At 40.7% G+C, this 17,280-nt stretch carries 16 protein-coding genes; 2 read left to right on the forward strand and 14 right to left on the reverse strand.

The window, feature by feature from the left end; translation table 11 throughout:
* Positions 1–7: 7 nt before the first annotated feature.
* The gene (gene dcd / locus CWC16_RS04995; protein ID WP_055015027.1) at positions 8–595 is read right to left on the reverse strand and encodes a dCTP deaminase; all 588 of its coding nucleotides are present in this window, start codon (positions 593–595) and stop codon (positions 8–10) included.
* A 2-nt stretch (positions 596–597) separates the two neighbouring features.
* A complete protein-coding gene (gene apbC / locus CWC16_RS05000; protein WP_138540742.1) occupies positions 598–1,674 on the reverse strand; it encodes an iron-sulfur cluster carrier protein ApbC in 1,077 nt (358 codons plus the stop codon).
* 187 nt (positions 1,675–1,861) lie between these two features.
* On the opposite strand from apbC, the gene metG reads away from it, so the two are divergent.
* Complete coding sequence (metG, locus tag CWC16_RS05005) at positions 1,862–3,883, forward strand: methionine--tRNA ligase (RefSeq protein WP_138540743.1); 2,022 nt, start codon at positions 1,862–1,864, stop codon at positions 3,881–3,883.
* 98 nt (positions 3,884–3,981) lie between these two features.
* Positions 3,982–4,626, forward strand: a complete 645-nt coding sequence (locus CWC16_RS05010) for a bifunctional 4-hydroxy-2-oxoglutarate aldolase/2-dehydro-3-deoxy-phosphogluconate aldolase (protein WP_138540744.1) — start codon at positions 3,982–3,984, stop codon at positions 4,624–4,626.
* Positions 4,627–4,692: 66 nt separating this feature from the next.
* Here the strand turns inward: CWC16_RS05010 and CWC16_RS05015 are convergent, their stop codons facing one another.
* The 12 genes from CWC16_RS05015 to CWC16_RS05070 form a co-directional block, all read right to left on the reverse strand.
* Positions 4,693–5,337, reverse strand: a complete 645-nt coding sequence (locus tag CWC16_RS05015) for an MOSC domain-containing protein (protein WP_138540745.1) — start codon at positions 5,335–5,337, stop codon at positions 4,693–4,695.
* 76 nt (positions 5,338–5,413) lie between these two features.
* Entirely contained in the window at positions 5,414–6,097 is a 684-nt protein-coding gene (locus CWC16_RS05020) for a hypothetical protein (RefSeq protein ID WP_138540746.1), read from the reverse strand.
* 433 nt (positions 6,098–6,530) lie between these two features.
* Complete coding sequence (gene moaE / locus CWC16_RS05025; protein WP_138540747.1) at positions 6,531–6,989, reverse strand: molybdopterin synthase catalytic subunit MoaE; 459 nt, start codon at positions 6,987–6,989, stop codon at positions 6,531–6,533.
* Positions 6,989–7,288 (reverse strand): MoaD/ThiS family protein, encoded by a 300-nt coding sequence (locus CWC16_RS05030; protein ID WP_138540748.1) that lies wholly within the window; start codon positions 7,286–7,288, stop codon positions 6,989–6,991. The genes moaE and CWC16_RS05030 overlap by 1 nt, the downstream gene beginning before the upstream one ends.
* Positions 7,266–7,736: a cyclic pyranopterin monophosphate synthase MoaC gene (moaC, locus tag CWC16_RS05035; protein ID WP_004587754.1), complete on the reverse strand. Its 471-nt coding sequence runs from the start codon at positions 7,734–7,736 to the stop codon at positions 7,266–7,268. Before moaC ends, CWC16_RS05030 begins: the two co-directional genes overlap by 23 nt.
* Position 7,737: 1 nt before the next feature.
* Positions 7,738–8,277, reverse strand: a complete 540-nt coding sequence (gene moaB / locus CWC16_RS05040; protein WP_004587753.1) for a molybdenum cofactor biosynthesis protein B — start codon at positions 8,275–8,277, stop codon at positions 7,738–7,740.
* Complete coding sequence (locus tag CWC16_RS05045; protein ID WP_138540749.1) at positions 8,274–8,900, reverse strand: molybdenum cofactor guanylyltransferase; 627 nt, start codon at positions 8,898–8,900, stop codon at positions 8,274–8,276. The genes moaB and CWC16_RS05045 overlap by 4 nt, the downstream gene beginning before the upstream one ends.
* A 1-nt stretch (position 8,901) precedes the next feature.
* Entirely contained in the window at positions 8,902–9,873 is a 972-nt protein-coding gene (gene moaA / locus CWC16_RS05050; RefSeq protein WP_138540750.1) for a GTP 3',8-cyclase MoaA, read from the reverse strand.
* Between the two features lie 16 nt (positions 9,874–9,889).
* The gene (locus CWC16_RS05055) at positions 9,890–12,580 is read right to left on the reverse strand and encodes a nitrate reductase (protein WP_138540751.1); all 2,691 of its coding nucleotides are present in this window, start codon (positions 12,578–12,580) and stop codon (positions 9,890–9,892) included.
* A gap of 21 nt (positions 12,581–12,601) precedes the next feature.
* Positions 12,602–14,128 carry an FAD-dependent oxidoreductase gene (locus CWC16_RS05060; protein ID WP_138540752.1) on the reverse strand — a complete coding sequence of 509 codons (1,527 nt, stop codon included), beginning with the start codon at positions 14,126–14,128 and terminating at the stop codon, positions 12,602–12,604.
* A gap of 208 nt (positions 14,129–14,336) precedes the next feature.
* The gene (locus CWC16_RS05065) at positions 14,337–15,527 is read right to left on the reverse strand and encodes an alginate export family protein (protein WP_138540753.1); all 1,191 of its coding nucleotides are present in this window, start codon (positions 15,525–15,527) and stop codon (positions 14,337–14,339) included.
* 9 nt (positions 15,528–15,536) lie between these two features.
* Complete coding sequence (locus CWC16_RS05070) at positions 15,537–17,276, reverse strand: bifunctional protein-serine/threonine kinase/phosphatase (RefSeq protein WP_138540754.1); 1,740 nt, start codon at positions 17,274–17,276, stop codon at positions 15,537–15,539.
* Between the last annotated feature and the right edge of the window lie 4 nt (positions 17,277–17,280).

Below are 17,280 nucleotides of genomic sequence, written 5' to 3' on the forward strand. Positions count from 1 at the left end.
TATATTGTTATAAGTTATCGTCACTAATGCGGCTTGCTACCGCACTGCTTTGATCTTTATATTTTGCATCTTTACGAATGTTGTATGGCTTTTCGCACGGGCCTGAAAGCATTTCAAAACTCATTGCACCAATTTTCATCATTGGGCGCAGCGCTAGTGGTAACTTACCTGAGTTATAAAATTCTAAAACAATATTGCCACTCCAACCTGGGTCGATTCTGTGTGCTGTTACATGCACCATTAAACCTAAGCGGGCAAGCGATGAACGTCCGTCTAACCAGCCGACTATATCAGCAGGTAATGTTACTTTTTCATGAGTAATGGCCAGCGCAAGCTCGCCTGGGTGTAAAAAGAAAGCTTCCCCATCAGCAAGCTCAATCTCTTCACTCATTATTGATTCCATAGCTTTATTAAGCTGATCTTTAGGGCCACTTAAATCTACGTACGCTGCATTGTGTGCGTTAAAAGTTCTAAATTTATTCCCTAGGCGCAAGTCTGCTGTTACGCCCGAAATCATCTCGCTCGTTGGCGCAGGCTCAATAACAATACGGCCGTCATTTAGGTATTCTTTTATATGTGTGTCTGAAAGTCTCATTTTTAATCTTCTGTAATCACAATTTCAACACTGCTTTGGTGTTGCTGATAAAAAAGCGTGCTGGCAATCAGTCTTGCCGCAGCACTGTATGTGTCGCTAATATCTGCGCTGGTATCGCTGGCAATAAGTTTACCCTGCTCTGAATATTCACGAATATCTATAGCAAGTGGAATATGGCTTAACACCGGTACGCCGTGTTTATGGGCTAGTTTTTCTGCGCCATCTTTACCAAACACATGGTTTGCTTCACCACAATGAGTACAAATGTAATGGCTCATATTTTCAATTAAACCAAGCACCGGTACGTTTACTTTATTAAACATAGCAATGCCCTTTTGAGCATCGGCTAAAGCTAAGTCTTGTGGCGTAGTCACAATAACCGTACCACTGGCTGGTACTTTTTGGCTCATAGTTAGCTGTATATCACCGGTACCTGGCGGCATATCAACAATCAGATAATCAAGTTCACCCCAATCTGTTTCGTTTAACAATTGGTTAAGCGCTCCAGATGCCATGGGGCCTCGCCACACTGTTGCGTCATCACTTGGCACTAAAAAGCCGATTGATTGCGCTTTAATGCCGTTAGCATCAAATGGCTGTAGTAGTTTGTTATCTTTGGTTTGTGGCTCTGCGCCTACAAGCCCCAATAACATAGGAATAGATGGTCCATAAATATCGGCATCTAAAATCCCTACTTTAGCGCCTTCATTTTTTAGCGCACCCGCTAAATTTACCGCGGTAGTTGATTTACCCACACCGCCTTTACCCGAGGCAACCAGCACAATATGTTTAATGGCTTTAAATTTTGCAGGTTCATTTATGATAACCGAAGAATTTATGGTTACTGATGTTTTTATACTTTCACTTACATGCTGCTCAACAAGCGGCATTTCTGATTGCGCTGCAAAAGGCAGTATCAGTTTTATACGTATTGATTTATCGTCATTTTGTGAAATGCTATCGATAAAGCTTTCATCAATACCCACGGCAAACGCCGCGCTACGATACGCCGCTAAAGCGGTAATAATCGGTTGTTTTTGAACCGATTTAGAGGAGAATAGTTTCGACAGTCCAAACATAGCAATTAAATAGCGTTTCTTTGATGAAAAGTGCCACAGAATTATGTAACATTCAGGGCATTAACACCAGTCAATTAACAAAAATCCATAAGCTAAGCGACCTATTAGTCCAAAGCTTATTGATAAATTAATGATAATCGCTTTTTTTGTAGTAAAAAGGGTGATTTATCCTCAATTCGGAATGATTATGACGCAGCGAAAGATCCTCATTACCAGCGCATTACCTTATGCAAATGGCCCTACTCACTTAGGCCATTTATTGGAATATATTCAAACTGATATTTGGTCACGTTTTCAAAAACTACAAGGCCATGAAGCGTATTATGTTTGCGCCGACGATGCTCACGGCACGCCAATTATGCTAAATGCGCAAAAGCAAGGGATCACGCCTGAAGAAATGGTTAAAAATGTAAGCATTGAACGCCAGCGCGACTTTGCCGACTTTAACATTAAGTTTGATAATTACCACAGCACCCACAGCTCAGAAAATAAAGAATTGAGTGAGCTTATTTATAACCGCCTAAACGATGCTGGTCATATTAAAAAGCACACCATTTCACAGTTATTCGACCCTGAAAAAGGCATATTTTTACCCGATCGCTTTGTAACAGGTACTTGCCCTACGTGTAAGTCTGAAAACCAAAATGGCGATAGCTGTGACTCGTGTGGCGCAACTTATAGTCCTACCGAATTAATAAACCCGCGCTCGGTAATGTCAGGTGCTGAACCTATTTTAAAAGATTCAGAGCACTACTTTTTTGACCTGCCAGCGTTTGAAGGCATGCTAAAAGAGTGGTTACACTCTGGTACTATTCAGCAAGAAATGGCTAACAAACTAGATGAGTGGTTTACCGATGGCCTGCAACAGTGGGATATCAGCCGCGATGCACCTTACTTTGGTTTTGAAATTCCAAACGCACCTGGTAAATATTTTTACGTGTGGTTAGATGCGCCTATTGGCTACATGGCCAGCTTTAAAAACTTGTGTGACGAAAAAGGCCTCGACTTTGATGCGTTTTGGGCTGAGGGTTCTGATGCTGAGCTGTACCACTTTATTGGTAAAGACATTATTTACTTCCACAGCTTATTTTGGCCAGCCATGCTAGAGGGCGCTAACTTTAGAAAGCCAACTAACGTGTTTGCACATGGCTTTGTAACTGTAAACGGCGAAAAAATGTCTAAATCTAAGGGTACGTTTATAAAAGCACGTACTTACCTTGATAACCTAGACCCAGAATATTTACGTTATTACTACGCAGCTAAATTAAACAGCGGCATTATTGACCTTGATTTAAACCTAGAAGACTTTGCACAACGTGTAAATTCAGACCTAGTAGGTAAAGTAGTAAACATAGCAAGCCGTTGTGCGGGCTTTATTACCAAAAAGTTCGACGGTAAATTAAGCAGTACAATCATGCAGCCTGAATTACTTAAAGAATTTCAAGCTGCGGCACCAAGCATTACTGCCCACTATGAAAACCGTGAATACAGCCGCGCTATTCGTGAAATTATGGCCCTTGCCGACAAAGCAAACCAATTTATTGATGCCGCAGCACCTTGGGTACTTATTAAAGATGAAGCAAAACAACAAGAAGCGCACGAAGTGTGCTCGCTTGGCCTTAACTTGTTCCGTGTTTTAATTACCTATTTAAAACCTGTATTACCAGGTATGGCTGCGAACGTAGAAGCCTTTTTAAACGACGACTTAGCGTGGGATGGTGTTCAAAATGCACTAGTAAACCACCCTATTAATAAGTTTAAGCCGTTAATGCAACGTGTAGAAATGGATAAAGTGAACAAAATGGTAGAAGAATCAAAAGAAAGCCTAGAATCAAAAGTAACAATTGACCCTAATAGCCCACTTGCAAAAGAGCCAATTGCAGATGAAATTGAATTTGATGACTTTGCAAAAGTAGACTTACGCGTGGCCAAAATTGCCAAAGCAGAGCACGTTGAAGGCGCCGACAAACTACTTAAACTTACACTTGATTTAGGCGGCGAAACTCGCCAAGTGTTTGCAGGTATTAAATCAGCTTATGCACCAGAAGACATCGAAGGCAAACTTACTGTAATGGTTGCAAACCTTAAGCCACGTAAAATGCGTTTTGGTATGTCTGAGGGCATGGTACTAGCTGCAGGCCCTGGCGGTAAAGAAATTTATATTCTTAACCCAGATGATGGCTCAGAGCCTGGTATGCGTGTAATGTAATATATTACTTAAAATAAACCGCTGATATCAGCGGTTTTTTTATAGTTAAAAAACCGCTGATAGATAAGTCTCTTAATAAAATAAAGTGAATTAAAATTATGAGCCAAATTTTAAATGCCCACAGAATAAAAATAAGCAAGAAAATAAGGCAAGATAAATTGGTGGCTATTATTCGCTTAAAGCAACAAAGCGATGTAGCCCCCTTAATTAATTGCTTAGTTAATGCAGGCATTAACGCACTAGAAATCACCTCAAATACACCAGGCTTTGAGCAAGAAATAACAAAAGCACGTGCTGCTTATAAAAATACACTTATTGGCGCTGGCACAATAATTAACACCGCCCTTGCGCACCAAGCGATTGATGCCGGTGCGCAATTTTTAGTCACACCCAATACTAATCAAGCCGTTGTAGAGCTTGCCCACCGCCATGGTTTACCTGTGTTAATGGGGGCACTCACCCCTACCGATGTCGCCAATGCTATAGACTATGGCGCCGATATTATTAAGGTTTTTCCTGCAGGCAGTATGGGGGTTAATTACTTTAAAGCGCTAACGGGACCTTTTTCTGATGTGCCATTAATGCCCGTAGGCGGCATTAACTTAGACAACCTAACAGATTGGTTTGAAGCGGGGGCATGCGCAGTGGCAGTAAGTAGTGATTTTAGTAAGCCGATAAACAACAACCATCAATACGACACATTAAGCCAATTGGTGTGCAAATACATATCAGCGCTTGCTTAACAAACTAAATAATACTGGCTAAAAGTGAGCTTTTATTAAGGGTAATCCAGCTTTAATAACGCTCTTTTAAATACCTAATTTCTTTTTGATTTTAGTTTGCCACTCGAGTGCAAGTTCGGGTAGTTCAAGTGCTGCTAATAATACGTTTTCATAATCTGGGTATTGTTTATCAAAAAACGCCTGAAACAACGTTTTAACCGAAATATTATGCGAAGCTTTATATTCAATAGTAACTGCATCGCCCGTTTTTGCAATACCTTGCTCAAGCACTCTAAAGTAAACACCCGTGTGATAATACTGCGTAAACAGTTTTAGGCTTTGTTTATTATTAAGTGCAATAGCCAGTTTAAAGCAAGGCACACGCGGCTGGCTTACCTCAAGCAGTGCAGTACCTACACGAATACGATCGCCTATATGAATGTTTTGCTCATCAAGATCTGAAATTGTAAAGTTTTCGCCAAAGGCACCGACTGCTAAATCATCATTTTTTAGGGTGCGTTTCCAGTAAGCATAATGACTATGTGAAAACGCATAAACCGCTTTATCCACCCCACCGTGATTAACTAAATCGCCTTGTTCATCACCTATTATATTTAGCTTTTCAATAACAACCGGCTCGTTGGTTGGCGTTTTAAAAATACCGGTTTTAACTTCTTTGCCATTATGAACAACCGTTTTTATTTTAGAGATATTGGTAGAAATTATTTTCATATTAAACCTTTGATTAGCTACGTTAGTTAGCCTGTAGCTAATTTATACTATTATCAAAACCTATATTTAACAGGCATTAACTAGAACTAAGCGCTAAATAAAGCAGGCCAGAAAGAGGCATACTCATAATAAATACATATCCATAAAAAAAGGCAATACCACCTGCAGACGTCTTATCTACATCTGAGCTTATAATAGCGCCACCTATTGGAATGAGTAAAAATATATTAATACAGGTACATAATAAAAATGCATCCCCGAATGCAGGAACAACTGATGCTGCAACGCATAAAGCAAGCACAAGCATATTACTTAAACCGTCTTTAATTTGTCGCTTATTTTCAATAATTTTTATAACAAAAACACAACAAAGTAGCCCTAAAAAATAAAGTGTGGGCCAATATATTTCATACCAGTTTTCAACTATTAAGTGGCCAATTAACCAATTAAAGAACCCACCTGCCAAAAGAAATGAAAAAATTGAAGTAAGGACAGTGCTCGTATTTACTTTTCTTGTCATAACGTATCTCAAATTTAGCAATAACGATAAAAGAAGAGACCCGGCAGTAACTATAAAAAGCAAAACAAAGGCACCCCAGAAGTCTTCTGTAGATATATAAGCAAGACTTGGTGTTACACCTAATACAAGTTGGTTAATTGGCTTATTTTCTGATGAATATTTGGCTTTTGCGTACAACGCAAAGTAAATACAGAACGGTTGCAAAAAAATAGCCAATAAAAAGAGTGTATAAGTTTTCATCTTTCATCCTTGATGAACAGTAGAGCAATGTTATAAGCCGGTAATATATAATAATGTTAAAAAAAGGAACACCACGAGTATAGGGGTAAATACATAGAAAAGGATATTTGCTATGATTTTGTGTTTTTCTCTAAAGCGAAGCATGCCATTGTATGTCGCTCTAAAAAGTGGAAATGTAATAAAAGCTCTAAAAATTGCCCATGAAACGAAACTGCAGTGAAGTTTTATTTCAAACCAAAACTGCTCCGGATTAATCTTTAAAGATTGACTCGGCGAGCTTTTGGACCCAATTGACCACCCAGTTAATAGCTCTAACATAATTATAAAAATAAGTAGAGCCGCAATCCAAAGGTAAGCTGACTCTATCGATTCTCTTTTTGAGATAAGTTTTTTCATTAATATTATAAACGCATATATATAGGCTTACACGGACCTACTTTTCCCACTTTTTTAACGCTTGCTTGTCGCTTTGTTTAAATTCGACCCAATTTGATGAATCTTTAAAATGCTCTTTTTTCCAAAACGTGGCGTGGTTTTTTAAGTAATCCATAATAAATTGTGCGCCTTCAAACGCAGCTTGGCGGTGGCGGGAGGTTACGCCAACAAATACAATTTGCTCCCCAAGCGCTAAATAGCCGACTCGATGAATAATGCTTATGCGAGCAAGTTGCCAGCGTGTTTGCGCTTGCTCAGCTATTGATTGCAGTAGTTGCTCAGTCATACCTGGGTAGTGCTCAAGCTCAAGGGCGATTACGTTATCGCCGCTACTAAATTCTCGCACAAGCCCTGTGAAAGTAACTACAGCACCATCGCTTTTGTTATTACTACAAAGTGCGTCATGTTGCACGCCTACTGAAAAATCGTGCGTTTGTACTTTAATGCTTATACTCATTAGCCACCTGTAACGGGTGGGAAAAAAGCAAGTTCATCCCCTGCTTTTACAAGCTCATCGCTTGATGACATAGTTTGATTAAGCGCACACAAAACATCACGCTCTTCAAGCCACGCCTGCCAAAGCGGATTTTGCTCAACCAGCATGTGTTTAAACGCTTTAATGCTAAGGGGGTGCGCTATCTCAACGGTTAACTTATCGCATTTTAGGCGTTCTTTTAGTTGGCCAAAAAATAGTACCTTTACCTGCCTTGCAGCTGCATTAGTATTATTTAAATTAGTCTCGCTGCCAGCTGCCATGCTTGCCCCCTGCTTTTTGCGTGACACGCATACCGTGTATTTCCATAAGCGGATCGGCGGCTTTACACATATCAAATAGTGTAAGGGTCGCCACAGATACAGCGGTGAGCGCTTCCATTTCAACGCCCGTTTTGCCCGCCAATTTACAGTAGCTGGTGACTTTAATCTGGCTATTTGCTTCATCAAGCTCAAAATCAACAGCTACTTTACTCAGTGCAAGCGGATGACAAAGCGGAATTAAATCGGCGCACTTTTTAGCGCCCTGAATACCTGCAATACGGGCAACGCCTAGCACGTCACCTTTTTTATTTTGATTAAGCAGCACTTGCTCAAAAGCCTGTTTGCTCATTTTAATATAGGCCTCGGCAGATGCATCGCGCAGAGTAACCTCTTTTAGCGATACATCAACCATGTTTGCTTGGCCATTTTCGTCTACGTGGCTCAGCATCTTATTGCTCTCGTGATTCGCATTTTTTACCAATAGTAATATGCGGGGCAAAGTTACATGGCTTGTGCATTGAGTCTAACTGATCTTTTATAATACCTGTCCAGGCTGTTTTACATGCGCCCGTAGAGCCTGGCATACAAAATATAACGGTATTATTAGCAAGGCCCGCGAGTGCACGCGATTGAATAGTTGAGTTACCAATTTCGCCGTACGAAATATGTCTAAATAGCTCGCCAAATCCATCTACGCTTTTATCAAATAGCGGTGCAAATGCCTCAGGGGTTGAGTCGCGCTCGGTAAACCCCGTACCACCGGTGACTAAAATAGCGTGAATGGTGTCATCGGCAATCCACTGCGAGGCAACTGCTCGCATTTGATAAACATCATCTTTAACTATGTCTTTATCCGCTAAGTGATGGCCGGCTTCAGTAAGGGCTTTAATTAAATAATGGCCTGAGGTATCCGTAATTTCATCACGTGTATCGCTTACTGTCATTACGGCAATGTTTAATGCGATTTGTGACTCAGTTGTGTGGCTCATAGGGTTCTTCTCAATAGATTAGGTTTGTGTTGGTCAAATTGCTCATTAACAGCTTTAAATTGCGCCGGTGTATTAGTATTAACAAGCGCATATTCTTTATCACATTTAAGCGTTTGCACACCAATACTACGGGTAAACTGTTTAATTGATTTATGACTCTTTGCGTTTATGAGTAATTGTTTTAAATGACGTTTAACGCTTTGGGTGTTACGAATATACAGGGGTAACGGTTCATTTTCAAAGTGCCATGCATGTATTTGTGGCTGATTTGTTTGAAAGGGGGCATTATCACTTGCTGCAGATACTATTTGCGATAATAAATTACAGGTAAGCAGCGGCATATCTACAGCGGTTACAAGTATATCTTGCTCTGTTGCCATTAAGGTTGAATAAATCCCTCCAAGCGGGCCAGAATCTGGGTATATGTCGGGTATGTATTGCGCATTAGCACTTTGTACATTACGACTTATAAGTACATTACTTGCTCCTGCAGCTTTTAGTAACTCACATGCATTTTGCAGTAACGTTTTATTATTTAAAATGAGGTTGGCTTTATCGCTGCCCATTCTTGATGATTGCCCACCCGCGAGTACAACCCCGGTAAACACGGCTTTATTGCTCATTTTAGCCGCCTAACATAGCTAAATGGGTTGTGGCGCCCGTTATGCGCTTATCAAGCTCATGGCTAATGGTTTTATTGCCCATGGCAGCTTGTATTGCGTTTACAGTAGCTGGCGTATCTTGCGCATTTAAATGCGGGCGTAAGTCTATCCCTTGCTCGGCAAATAAACATAAATGCAGTTTACCTAATGACGATACTCTTAATCGGTTACAGCTTTTACAAAAATCTTTGCTGTAGGGCATAATTAACCCAATGCGGCCCTCAAATTCAGGGTGACAAAACTCCTCTGCGGGGCCGTTTAATTTACCTCTCACTACCTGTAACCAGCCTTGTGCTAAAAGCTGTGTTTTAACACTTTGCCCGCTTAAATGATTTTGTTCAAAAAAGGTGGCGCCATTGCCTGTTTCCATTAGTTCGATAAAGCGTACCGTTACTTTTTTATATTTCACCCAGTCTAAAAAATCCTTTAATTGGTTTTTATTAAACTGCTTAGCCAGCACGGCATTTATTTTTATATCTTTTATGCCCAGCTCAATTGCTCGGTCTATCCCTTTTAAAATATGGGTTAGCTTATCGTGCCCTGTAATTAATTTAAACATGCTCGGGTTTAAGCTATCAATACTAATATTAAGCGCATCTAAGCCAGCGCTGTATAACTCATCAATTTTATTAAATAAGTTAAAACCATTCGTTGTTATGGCTACTTTTTCTATACCTGGCGTGTGTTTACATTGCTTTATTATGTCGGTTACATCACTGCGTAAACACGGCTCGCCGCCTGTAATACGCACTTTTTTAGTGCCTAATTGCGCAAATGCATTTACTAAGGTGTTTATTTCATTTTTATTTAAAAAGTTACGCGGAGTATCGCACTGATACCCGTTTGGTAAACAATAGGTGCAACTAAAGTTACACACATCGGTAATAGAGAGGCGCAAATAGTTAAACTGCCGACCAAATTGATCATTAAGCATATGCTTCCTTGTTTATTTACATTTCAACTGCAACATCAATACTTTGAGCGCTTTGCGTAGTATGTTGCTTAATTAGTTGGCTTAACTGCGTTTTACACGAGCCACAGTTTGTGCCGCATTTTAGTTTAGACCCCAATTGTTCCACTGTATTTGCACCACTTTTAATGGCACTTATAATGGGTTGCTCACGTACTTTAAAGCAACTGCACACCTGCGCGCCTTGGGTAAACTCTTCATCGGGGGTTGCATACAGCAATGACTGTAATTGGCTAAAGGTTATTAAAGGCTCTGCAAATAAATGATTTATCCACTCAAGTGATATGTCTTTTTGATCTGACGAAATAACCGCAACAAACACTAACTGCTCATTTTGAATACATTGAACATGCATGGCTTTTGCCGTGCTCATTGCCGACCAGTGCCCTTGTAACCCAGTTAATGTTTGGCAGTAATAAAGTAAGTCATTTTGTGCCTCATTAAGCGCTAACTGGTAATTAACACAATTGCTTGCGTTAACTTTAAGCCAAAAATCACTGTTTATTTTAAGCTCGGTTTTGCTAAAAAATTGCATGTACTGAGCAAACTGCGCTTTGACTAAATCAACGGCACCATGCTTACATTCAGCTTGGCCCGAAATCGGATCAACAACCGATTGATAAAGCCCACTTACCGTAGCGGATGAGGCAAATTGCTTGTTCCAGTGAATAGGCATAAAACACTCGCCTTTGCGCACGGCATCGGTCACTTTTGCATGCGCTGTAACCTGCCCCGCTTTAGCATTGGCCGTTATTAAATCGTTTGCCTTTATGTTTAATCCGCTGGCATCAATGGGGTTTATTTCAATATACGGGCGTGTAATATGTGTTGAAAGCGCAGTACTTTTTCCGGTGCGGCTCATTGTATGCCACTGGTCGCGTATTCGCCCTGAGTTCATTACAAAAGGGTAATCACTTGATGTTTGCTGCACAGGAAGTTTAGGCGTTATAGGTATAAAGCGGGCTTTTTTATCTGCGGTGCTAAATTGTTTATTAGCAAACACCTGCCCATTTTTATAAGGCTCATTTTTTAGTACCGGCCACATAACCGGTTTTAAATTATCGTATTGCTGCTGCGTAAGCCCTACTAAACCTGATAAATTAAGCGCTCTGCTGCCGTTATTTTCAAAATCAGTTAGCTGAGCCCATTCATCAAAAATGCCGCTTGGGTCTGTAAAGTCAAACCCTTCAAAACCCATTTTTTGAGCAACTGAGCATATTATTTGCCAGTCATTTTTAGCCCCCGAAAATGGCTCAACTAACGGCCGCTGCCTTGATATTCTGCGTTCTGAGTTAGTTACTGTGCCGTTTTTTTCACCCCATCCGGTAGATGGAAACGCCACATTAGCAAATTTTAGGGTATCGCTTTTGGCAATACAGTCAGACACAACCACCAGCTCACATTGCTCAAGTGCATGTTGTATTGCTGCGTTATTAGGTAAGCTCACCATTGGGTTGGTGGCCATTACCCAAATAGCTTTTATTTTCCCTTTGGCTATTTCATCAAACATATCAATCGCATTGCAGCCTGCCTTTTTAGCTATTTTTGGTGAAAGCCAATAACGCTGTACAAGGGACTGATGCTCTTCATTTTCTATATCTAAGTGAGCCGCTAATTGATTAGCCAAGCCACCGACTTCGCGCCCACCCATTGCATTAGGTTGCCCAGTTATTGAAAACGGGCCACAGCCCGGTTTTAACAGTTTGCCCGACGCTAAATGCGCATTTATAATAGCGTTACACTTATCAACCCCTGAGCTTGATTGATTAATACCCATCGAATAAAAACTAATGGCGGTTGGACTTTTTGCAAATAAGGCGTAAAAGTCTTTCACTTGCTGTGCGTCTATATCACAAAAGTCGCTTACCGCTTTAACATTCCACTTTTTTGCCTCTGCAAGCGCGGTTTCAAAACCGTTTGTATGCTCGTTAATAAACTGCGTATCTAAGTAGTCATGTTCAATTAAATAATTAAGTAAACCGTTATAAAGTGCCCCGTCGCTGCCTGGTTTTATATTTAAAAAGGTATCGGCAAGTTCGGCTGTATCGGTTTTACGTGGGTCGATAACTACTACTTTCATGTTTGGATTAAGCTTTTTTGCGCGCTCCATACGCTGATAAAGCACCGGATGCGTCCACGCGGCATTCGAGCCAATTAAAATAAGTAGCTCCGTTTGCTCTAAATCTTCGTAGGTACATGGCACTACGTCCTCACCAAACGCACGCTTATAACCTGCAACCGCCGATGACATACACAGCCTTGAGTTTGTATCTATATTGCCTGAGCCTATATAGCCTTTCATTAATTTATTGGCAACGTAGTAATCTTCAGTGAGTAACTGCCCAGAAACATAAAACGCGACCGAATCTGGCCCGTGCTCTTTAATAATGGCGTTAAACCTGTTAGCCACATATTTGGTTGCAGCATCCCAGCTGAACGGTTCGTTATCAATAAGGGGCGATGTTAATCTGTTGTCGGTGCCGGTTGTATCTAACAAATGCGTGCCTTTAACACACAAGCGGCCAAAATTAGCGGGGTGTTCGCGGGTGCCTTCAAGTTTTGTTGGTGTATTATCTAATAATGAAATATCAACCCCACACCCTACACCGCAATAAGCGCAAGTAGTTTGTTTAAGCAAAGGCTTATTTGAACATGTGTTTAAAGTTTCCATACTGCTCTCTTATTGTTGGCGTTAAGCGCTCTGTGATACAGGCTCATCTACTGGGGTTAGCGTGGCAATTTTATTATTAAGTGTGCTACTAATAACGCTTTGCACTAGTTTTTCACAGCCTCCACACCCCGTACTTGCTTTAGTGGCTTGTTGCACAGTATTTAAGTCACTACAGCCTTGCATAACAGCGTGTTCAATAGTGTGTTTTGTCACTTTGTGACACGTACAAATAATGGCATCACTTGGTAAATCATCAGCGCTTAGTTCACCCGTTTCACCTGCAAGCGGCATTATTAAAGACTCCGCAGGCACGCTAAGCTCTATATTATTTAAGTGGTACTGCAATAAATTATCGTAATCACTGGTATCGCCAACAAGTACAGCACCTATAAGTTTGTTGCCTTGCTCATTAGTGACTACTTTTTTGTAAATACCATTTGGCTGATCCTCAAAGTAATAGCTAATTGCGCCTTCAGTGCGGGCGTGGGCATCACCAATTGAACCTACTTCAACGCCCATTAATTTAAGCTTTGTGCTCATATCAGCGCCGCTAAATTCATCAGTATTGTTTGAATAATTGCCTAAAGGTGTGTCTGAAGCAGTACTTGAAAGTAGCTGTTTTAATACATGCCCTGCCGCTACTTTAGCCATAGCGTAGCCCGGTGCTACAAGTCCAAAAATAAAGTTATTCCAAAGGGCGCATTCGCCTATTGCGTATATGTTTTTATCACTCGTTTGGCAATGGTTGTTTATTATTATGCCGCCGCGCTCACCTAATTCTAAATTAAACTCGCGAGCTAAATTATCGTATGGGCGAATACCTGCCGAAAATACAATCATGTCGGTTTCTAAAGTTTGACCACCTTTAAAGCACATTTTATAACGACTTTTTTCACCCTCAATAATTTGCTCTGTAGCCACTGAGATATGCACTGTAACGCCAAGGTCAGTAATTTTATTTTTTAGTAACCGCCCACCAGCCCCGTCTATTTGTACACCCATAAGCTGTGGTGCAAATTCGATTACGTGAGTTTGCAAGCCAAGCTGCTTTAACGCATTTGCGGCTTCTAGCCCTAATAATCCGCCACCAATAACCACGCCTACTTTACTGCCCTGTGCAGATTTTTTTATAGCATGTAAATCGTTAATGGTTCTGTAAACTAGGCAATGCTCACGATCTTTACCTGGAATGGGCGGCACAAATGCAAATGAGCCCGTTGCCAGTATTAGCTTGTCGTACGCAAATGACTTACCTTTTGAAGTAGTCACCGTTTTTGCATCTCGGTTTATATCAACCACTTTAGAATGAGTATGAAAACTCACTTGCCAATCTTGATAGGTTTTACTGCAGGTAAGTGCTAAATCGTCTTCGGTTTTACCTTTAAAAAATGACGAGAGCTGAACACGGTCATAAGCGAGGCGGTCTTCACCGCTGAGCACTGTAATATCAATATTTTTGCTATCACCTTGTTGCGATACTAGTTGCTGCACAAAATGATGCCCCACCATTCCGTTTCCTACGACGACAACACGCTGCTTACTTGGCATTAAAATCACCTATTTTGTTTAAAGCACTGAAAGCATACATTAATACTTCAAACGTATAATTTGTCATTAAGTTGTTATAGCAATATACAAGCCAGATATATAATCAATATATTTCAGTGAGTTATCCAACTTGGTGCAGTTAAAAAGAAGTGAAAGCACCACAAGTTGGCGCTATTGCACCAACTTGTAACGCTTTAAATTATGAGGGCTAAAATTTAGCGCTTACCCATATCCATAGCTTTTGGGTATCGACTTTGCCTGCCGCGCTATCGCCTGCTGAATAATCGGCATATTTAGCACCTATGGCATAGGTTTTATTAATAGGCTTAACGTATTGCACATTAAGCTCTGAGCCTAAATCATCAACCCCGTTGACGTTGTCGTTTACATCAAAGCTGTGATACGCCACTAACCATTTACCGGCAAAGGCTTTACCATTTAAGCTTACATAAGTGTCATCAAGCCCTTGTGCAGGTGTTGCTAAAAACGTATCTGCCCAACCATTAAATTTATGCATTGTGGCAAGCGGCGTAGCAAAACCATAATCGCCATTATCAGAACCCAGTGATTCAATACCGGCTTTTAATGTAACGGTTTCACCTAAACCGACTAAATCAATACCGCCTTCAAACGCATAATAATCTGCGTCAAAATCGCTCATGCTCGTTGATGCAGATTGCGTGGCGTACTCTGCTTTATAGTAAAATTTAATATCGCTGAGCGTTTTATTACCATTAAAAGACACGCCATAGGTATCTAAGCTGTCATCATCTACTGCGTCGTTACTTAATAAATAACTGTATAAAACCACCTTACCCACGCTTGTTTTAAAGCTTGCATTTATAAGATGATCGGATGAATCAATATCTTTGCTATCCGCAAATATACGGTTGCGCTTACTTATGTAACTATAGTGCAGGTTAATATCATCAAAGGTGTAATTTACTGTTGCAGCATCAAAGGTTTGCCTGTCTTGCCTAAAGCCAACGTGGCCCACAAATCGTTGCCCATCAAGGGCTATTACTTGCCTACCCACTTTAATTGCTAAAGCATCTTTGGCGTATTTTATAAAACCCTGATCGATCTCTGTGGTTTCTGGGTCGGCTATTACTGAGTAGTTAGTATTTTTACCCAGTGTATTGTTGTAATCGTCCACACCTAACAGGCTTCGACTGTCTTCAACTTCAATAAGAGCAGAAAACCCATTCACTTCATCTGTTTTATGAGTGAGGCGTGTGCGTAGCGTTAAGCTACTTGCATCTTTTAACGGGTTGTCTTGCTCTGCGCTTTCAAAACGCAGTCTAAAGTTAAGATCGGTTTGTGCTGCATGACTTATTGAAGGCGCAGTTAAGCTACCCAGTATAAAAATAATAGGTAAGTTTTTTTTATGATTAAACATGTTGGTCTCTTAGTTTTTAATTATGAGTACGCACATCAAGGCTATAAGTAAACACAACGAAATACATTTCCAGACTAAAACCGGATCGCGTTTCATTATTGAGTCTTTCGGTGCGGTACTTTTTAAATGTGGGTTAGGTTTATTAATATCTGCTAAAAACTCAGAAAATGCGTGGTATCTGAGCTCTGGTTTTGGCGCCAATGCTTTCATTAAAGCCTGATCTAACCAAAACGGGATATCGGCTCTGTATTTACGAATACTTGTGTATTGCCAATGGCTGTAATCAATAGGGGTATGATTTATCGGCAATGTTTTATAGGGCAGCTTTGAGCACAATAGCTCGTAAGCAATCACCCCAAGCGAAAACATATCGCTTTTAAAATCAGCATGCAGCGAAATAAGTGTCTCTGGTGCGGTATAATCTACCGTACCTTGGGGGCAATCATCAGCAATTTGCTTTACCGACTCATCCATAGCCGCAACACTTACCGTGCCGTAATCGATTAATGTTACTTTGCCGTGGGCGTCTATCATCACGTTATCGAGTTTTAAATCGCGGTGCACCATATCCAAACGCTGAAACGCTCTCAGTGCGTGCACTATTTGTTCAATAATACTGCGCACTTGGGTAATTTCTGGATGCGGCACATCATGCTTCCAATCACTGAGTGTTTGCCCGTCCATGTATTCGCAAATATGATATAAAAAACGGCTTTGCGATTGCGTATTTAAAACCTTCATAACGTTGGGATGGTTAATACGTTGCCCCACCCAGCCTTCTCTTATAAAGCCCTGAAGATAATGTACGTCGTCTTCAAAATTTACCGAAGGCGCTTTTAATACAACTGGCGGCGTATCGGGTGTTTGTTGCACCAAATAAATATGCGAGCGACTACTAGCATGTAATTCACGGATAACAGTAAAGTCATCAATTTTTTGGCCAACCTTTAACGGGGGCGGAATTTTTCGCCTGGTTAAAGAGTGATAAAGCTCGTCTAAATTTTGTTTTGCAATACTATTTACTTTTACAAGCAAGCAGCTTACGTTGTCATCACTACCTCTTGCTATGGCAAGCTCTGTCATGGCTTTTGCTGCGTGCTCTAAATTAGTATGCTCATCAATTAGCTTTTGTATATCACTGTATGGCAACACGTCGTGTACACCATCGCAGGTAAGTATATAAATATCATCCGCCTTAAGTTCAACTTCGTATACATCAATTTCTTGATGAAGCTGTGCGCCTAAAGCCCTCGTTAGGGTATCGTTTACTTTATGGTCGCGAGTTATCGCTTCCATATTTTTTTTCCGTAAACGCGTAATTCGGGTATCACCTAAATGAAAAATATAACCCGTAGCCGATTTTAAAATAAGCGCTGTAAACGTGGTCATCCAATCTGCTTGGCGCTGGCCAAGGTGATTGTAATTAACCGATTGAGAATACAGCCACTGATTTAAACTGGCCAATACCTTAGATACCGACTTTTTAACGGCCCAACTTGGTGGTGTATTTAAATACTCATTTATAAAGTGCGTTACCGATAACTGTGACGCTTGTTTAGCATTTTTTGATGATGAACACCCATCGGCCAAGCAGGCAATTACCCCTTTTGACTCTCTTTCTTGCGCTTGAGTATTAAGGGCAGCAAACGCATCTTGGTTTTCGGTTTTTATACCTTTGCTACTGTGCCCACCAAACTCAACGTTAAGTTCGTTGGTGAGTGCGCTGGCTTTTTGGGTTTCATCAAACATGAGT

This window comes from Pseudoalteromonas sp. S3776, from assembly GCF_005886915.1.
Lineage (GTDB): Bacteria > Pseudomonadota > Gammaproteobacteria > Enterobacterales > Alteromonadaceae > Pseudoalteromonas.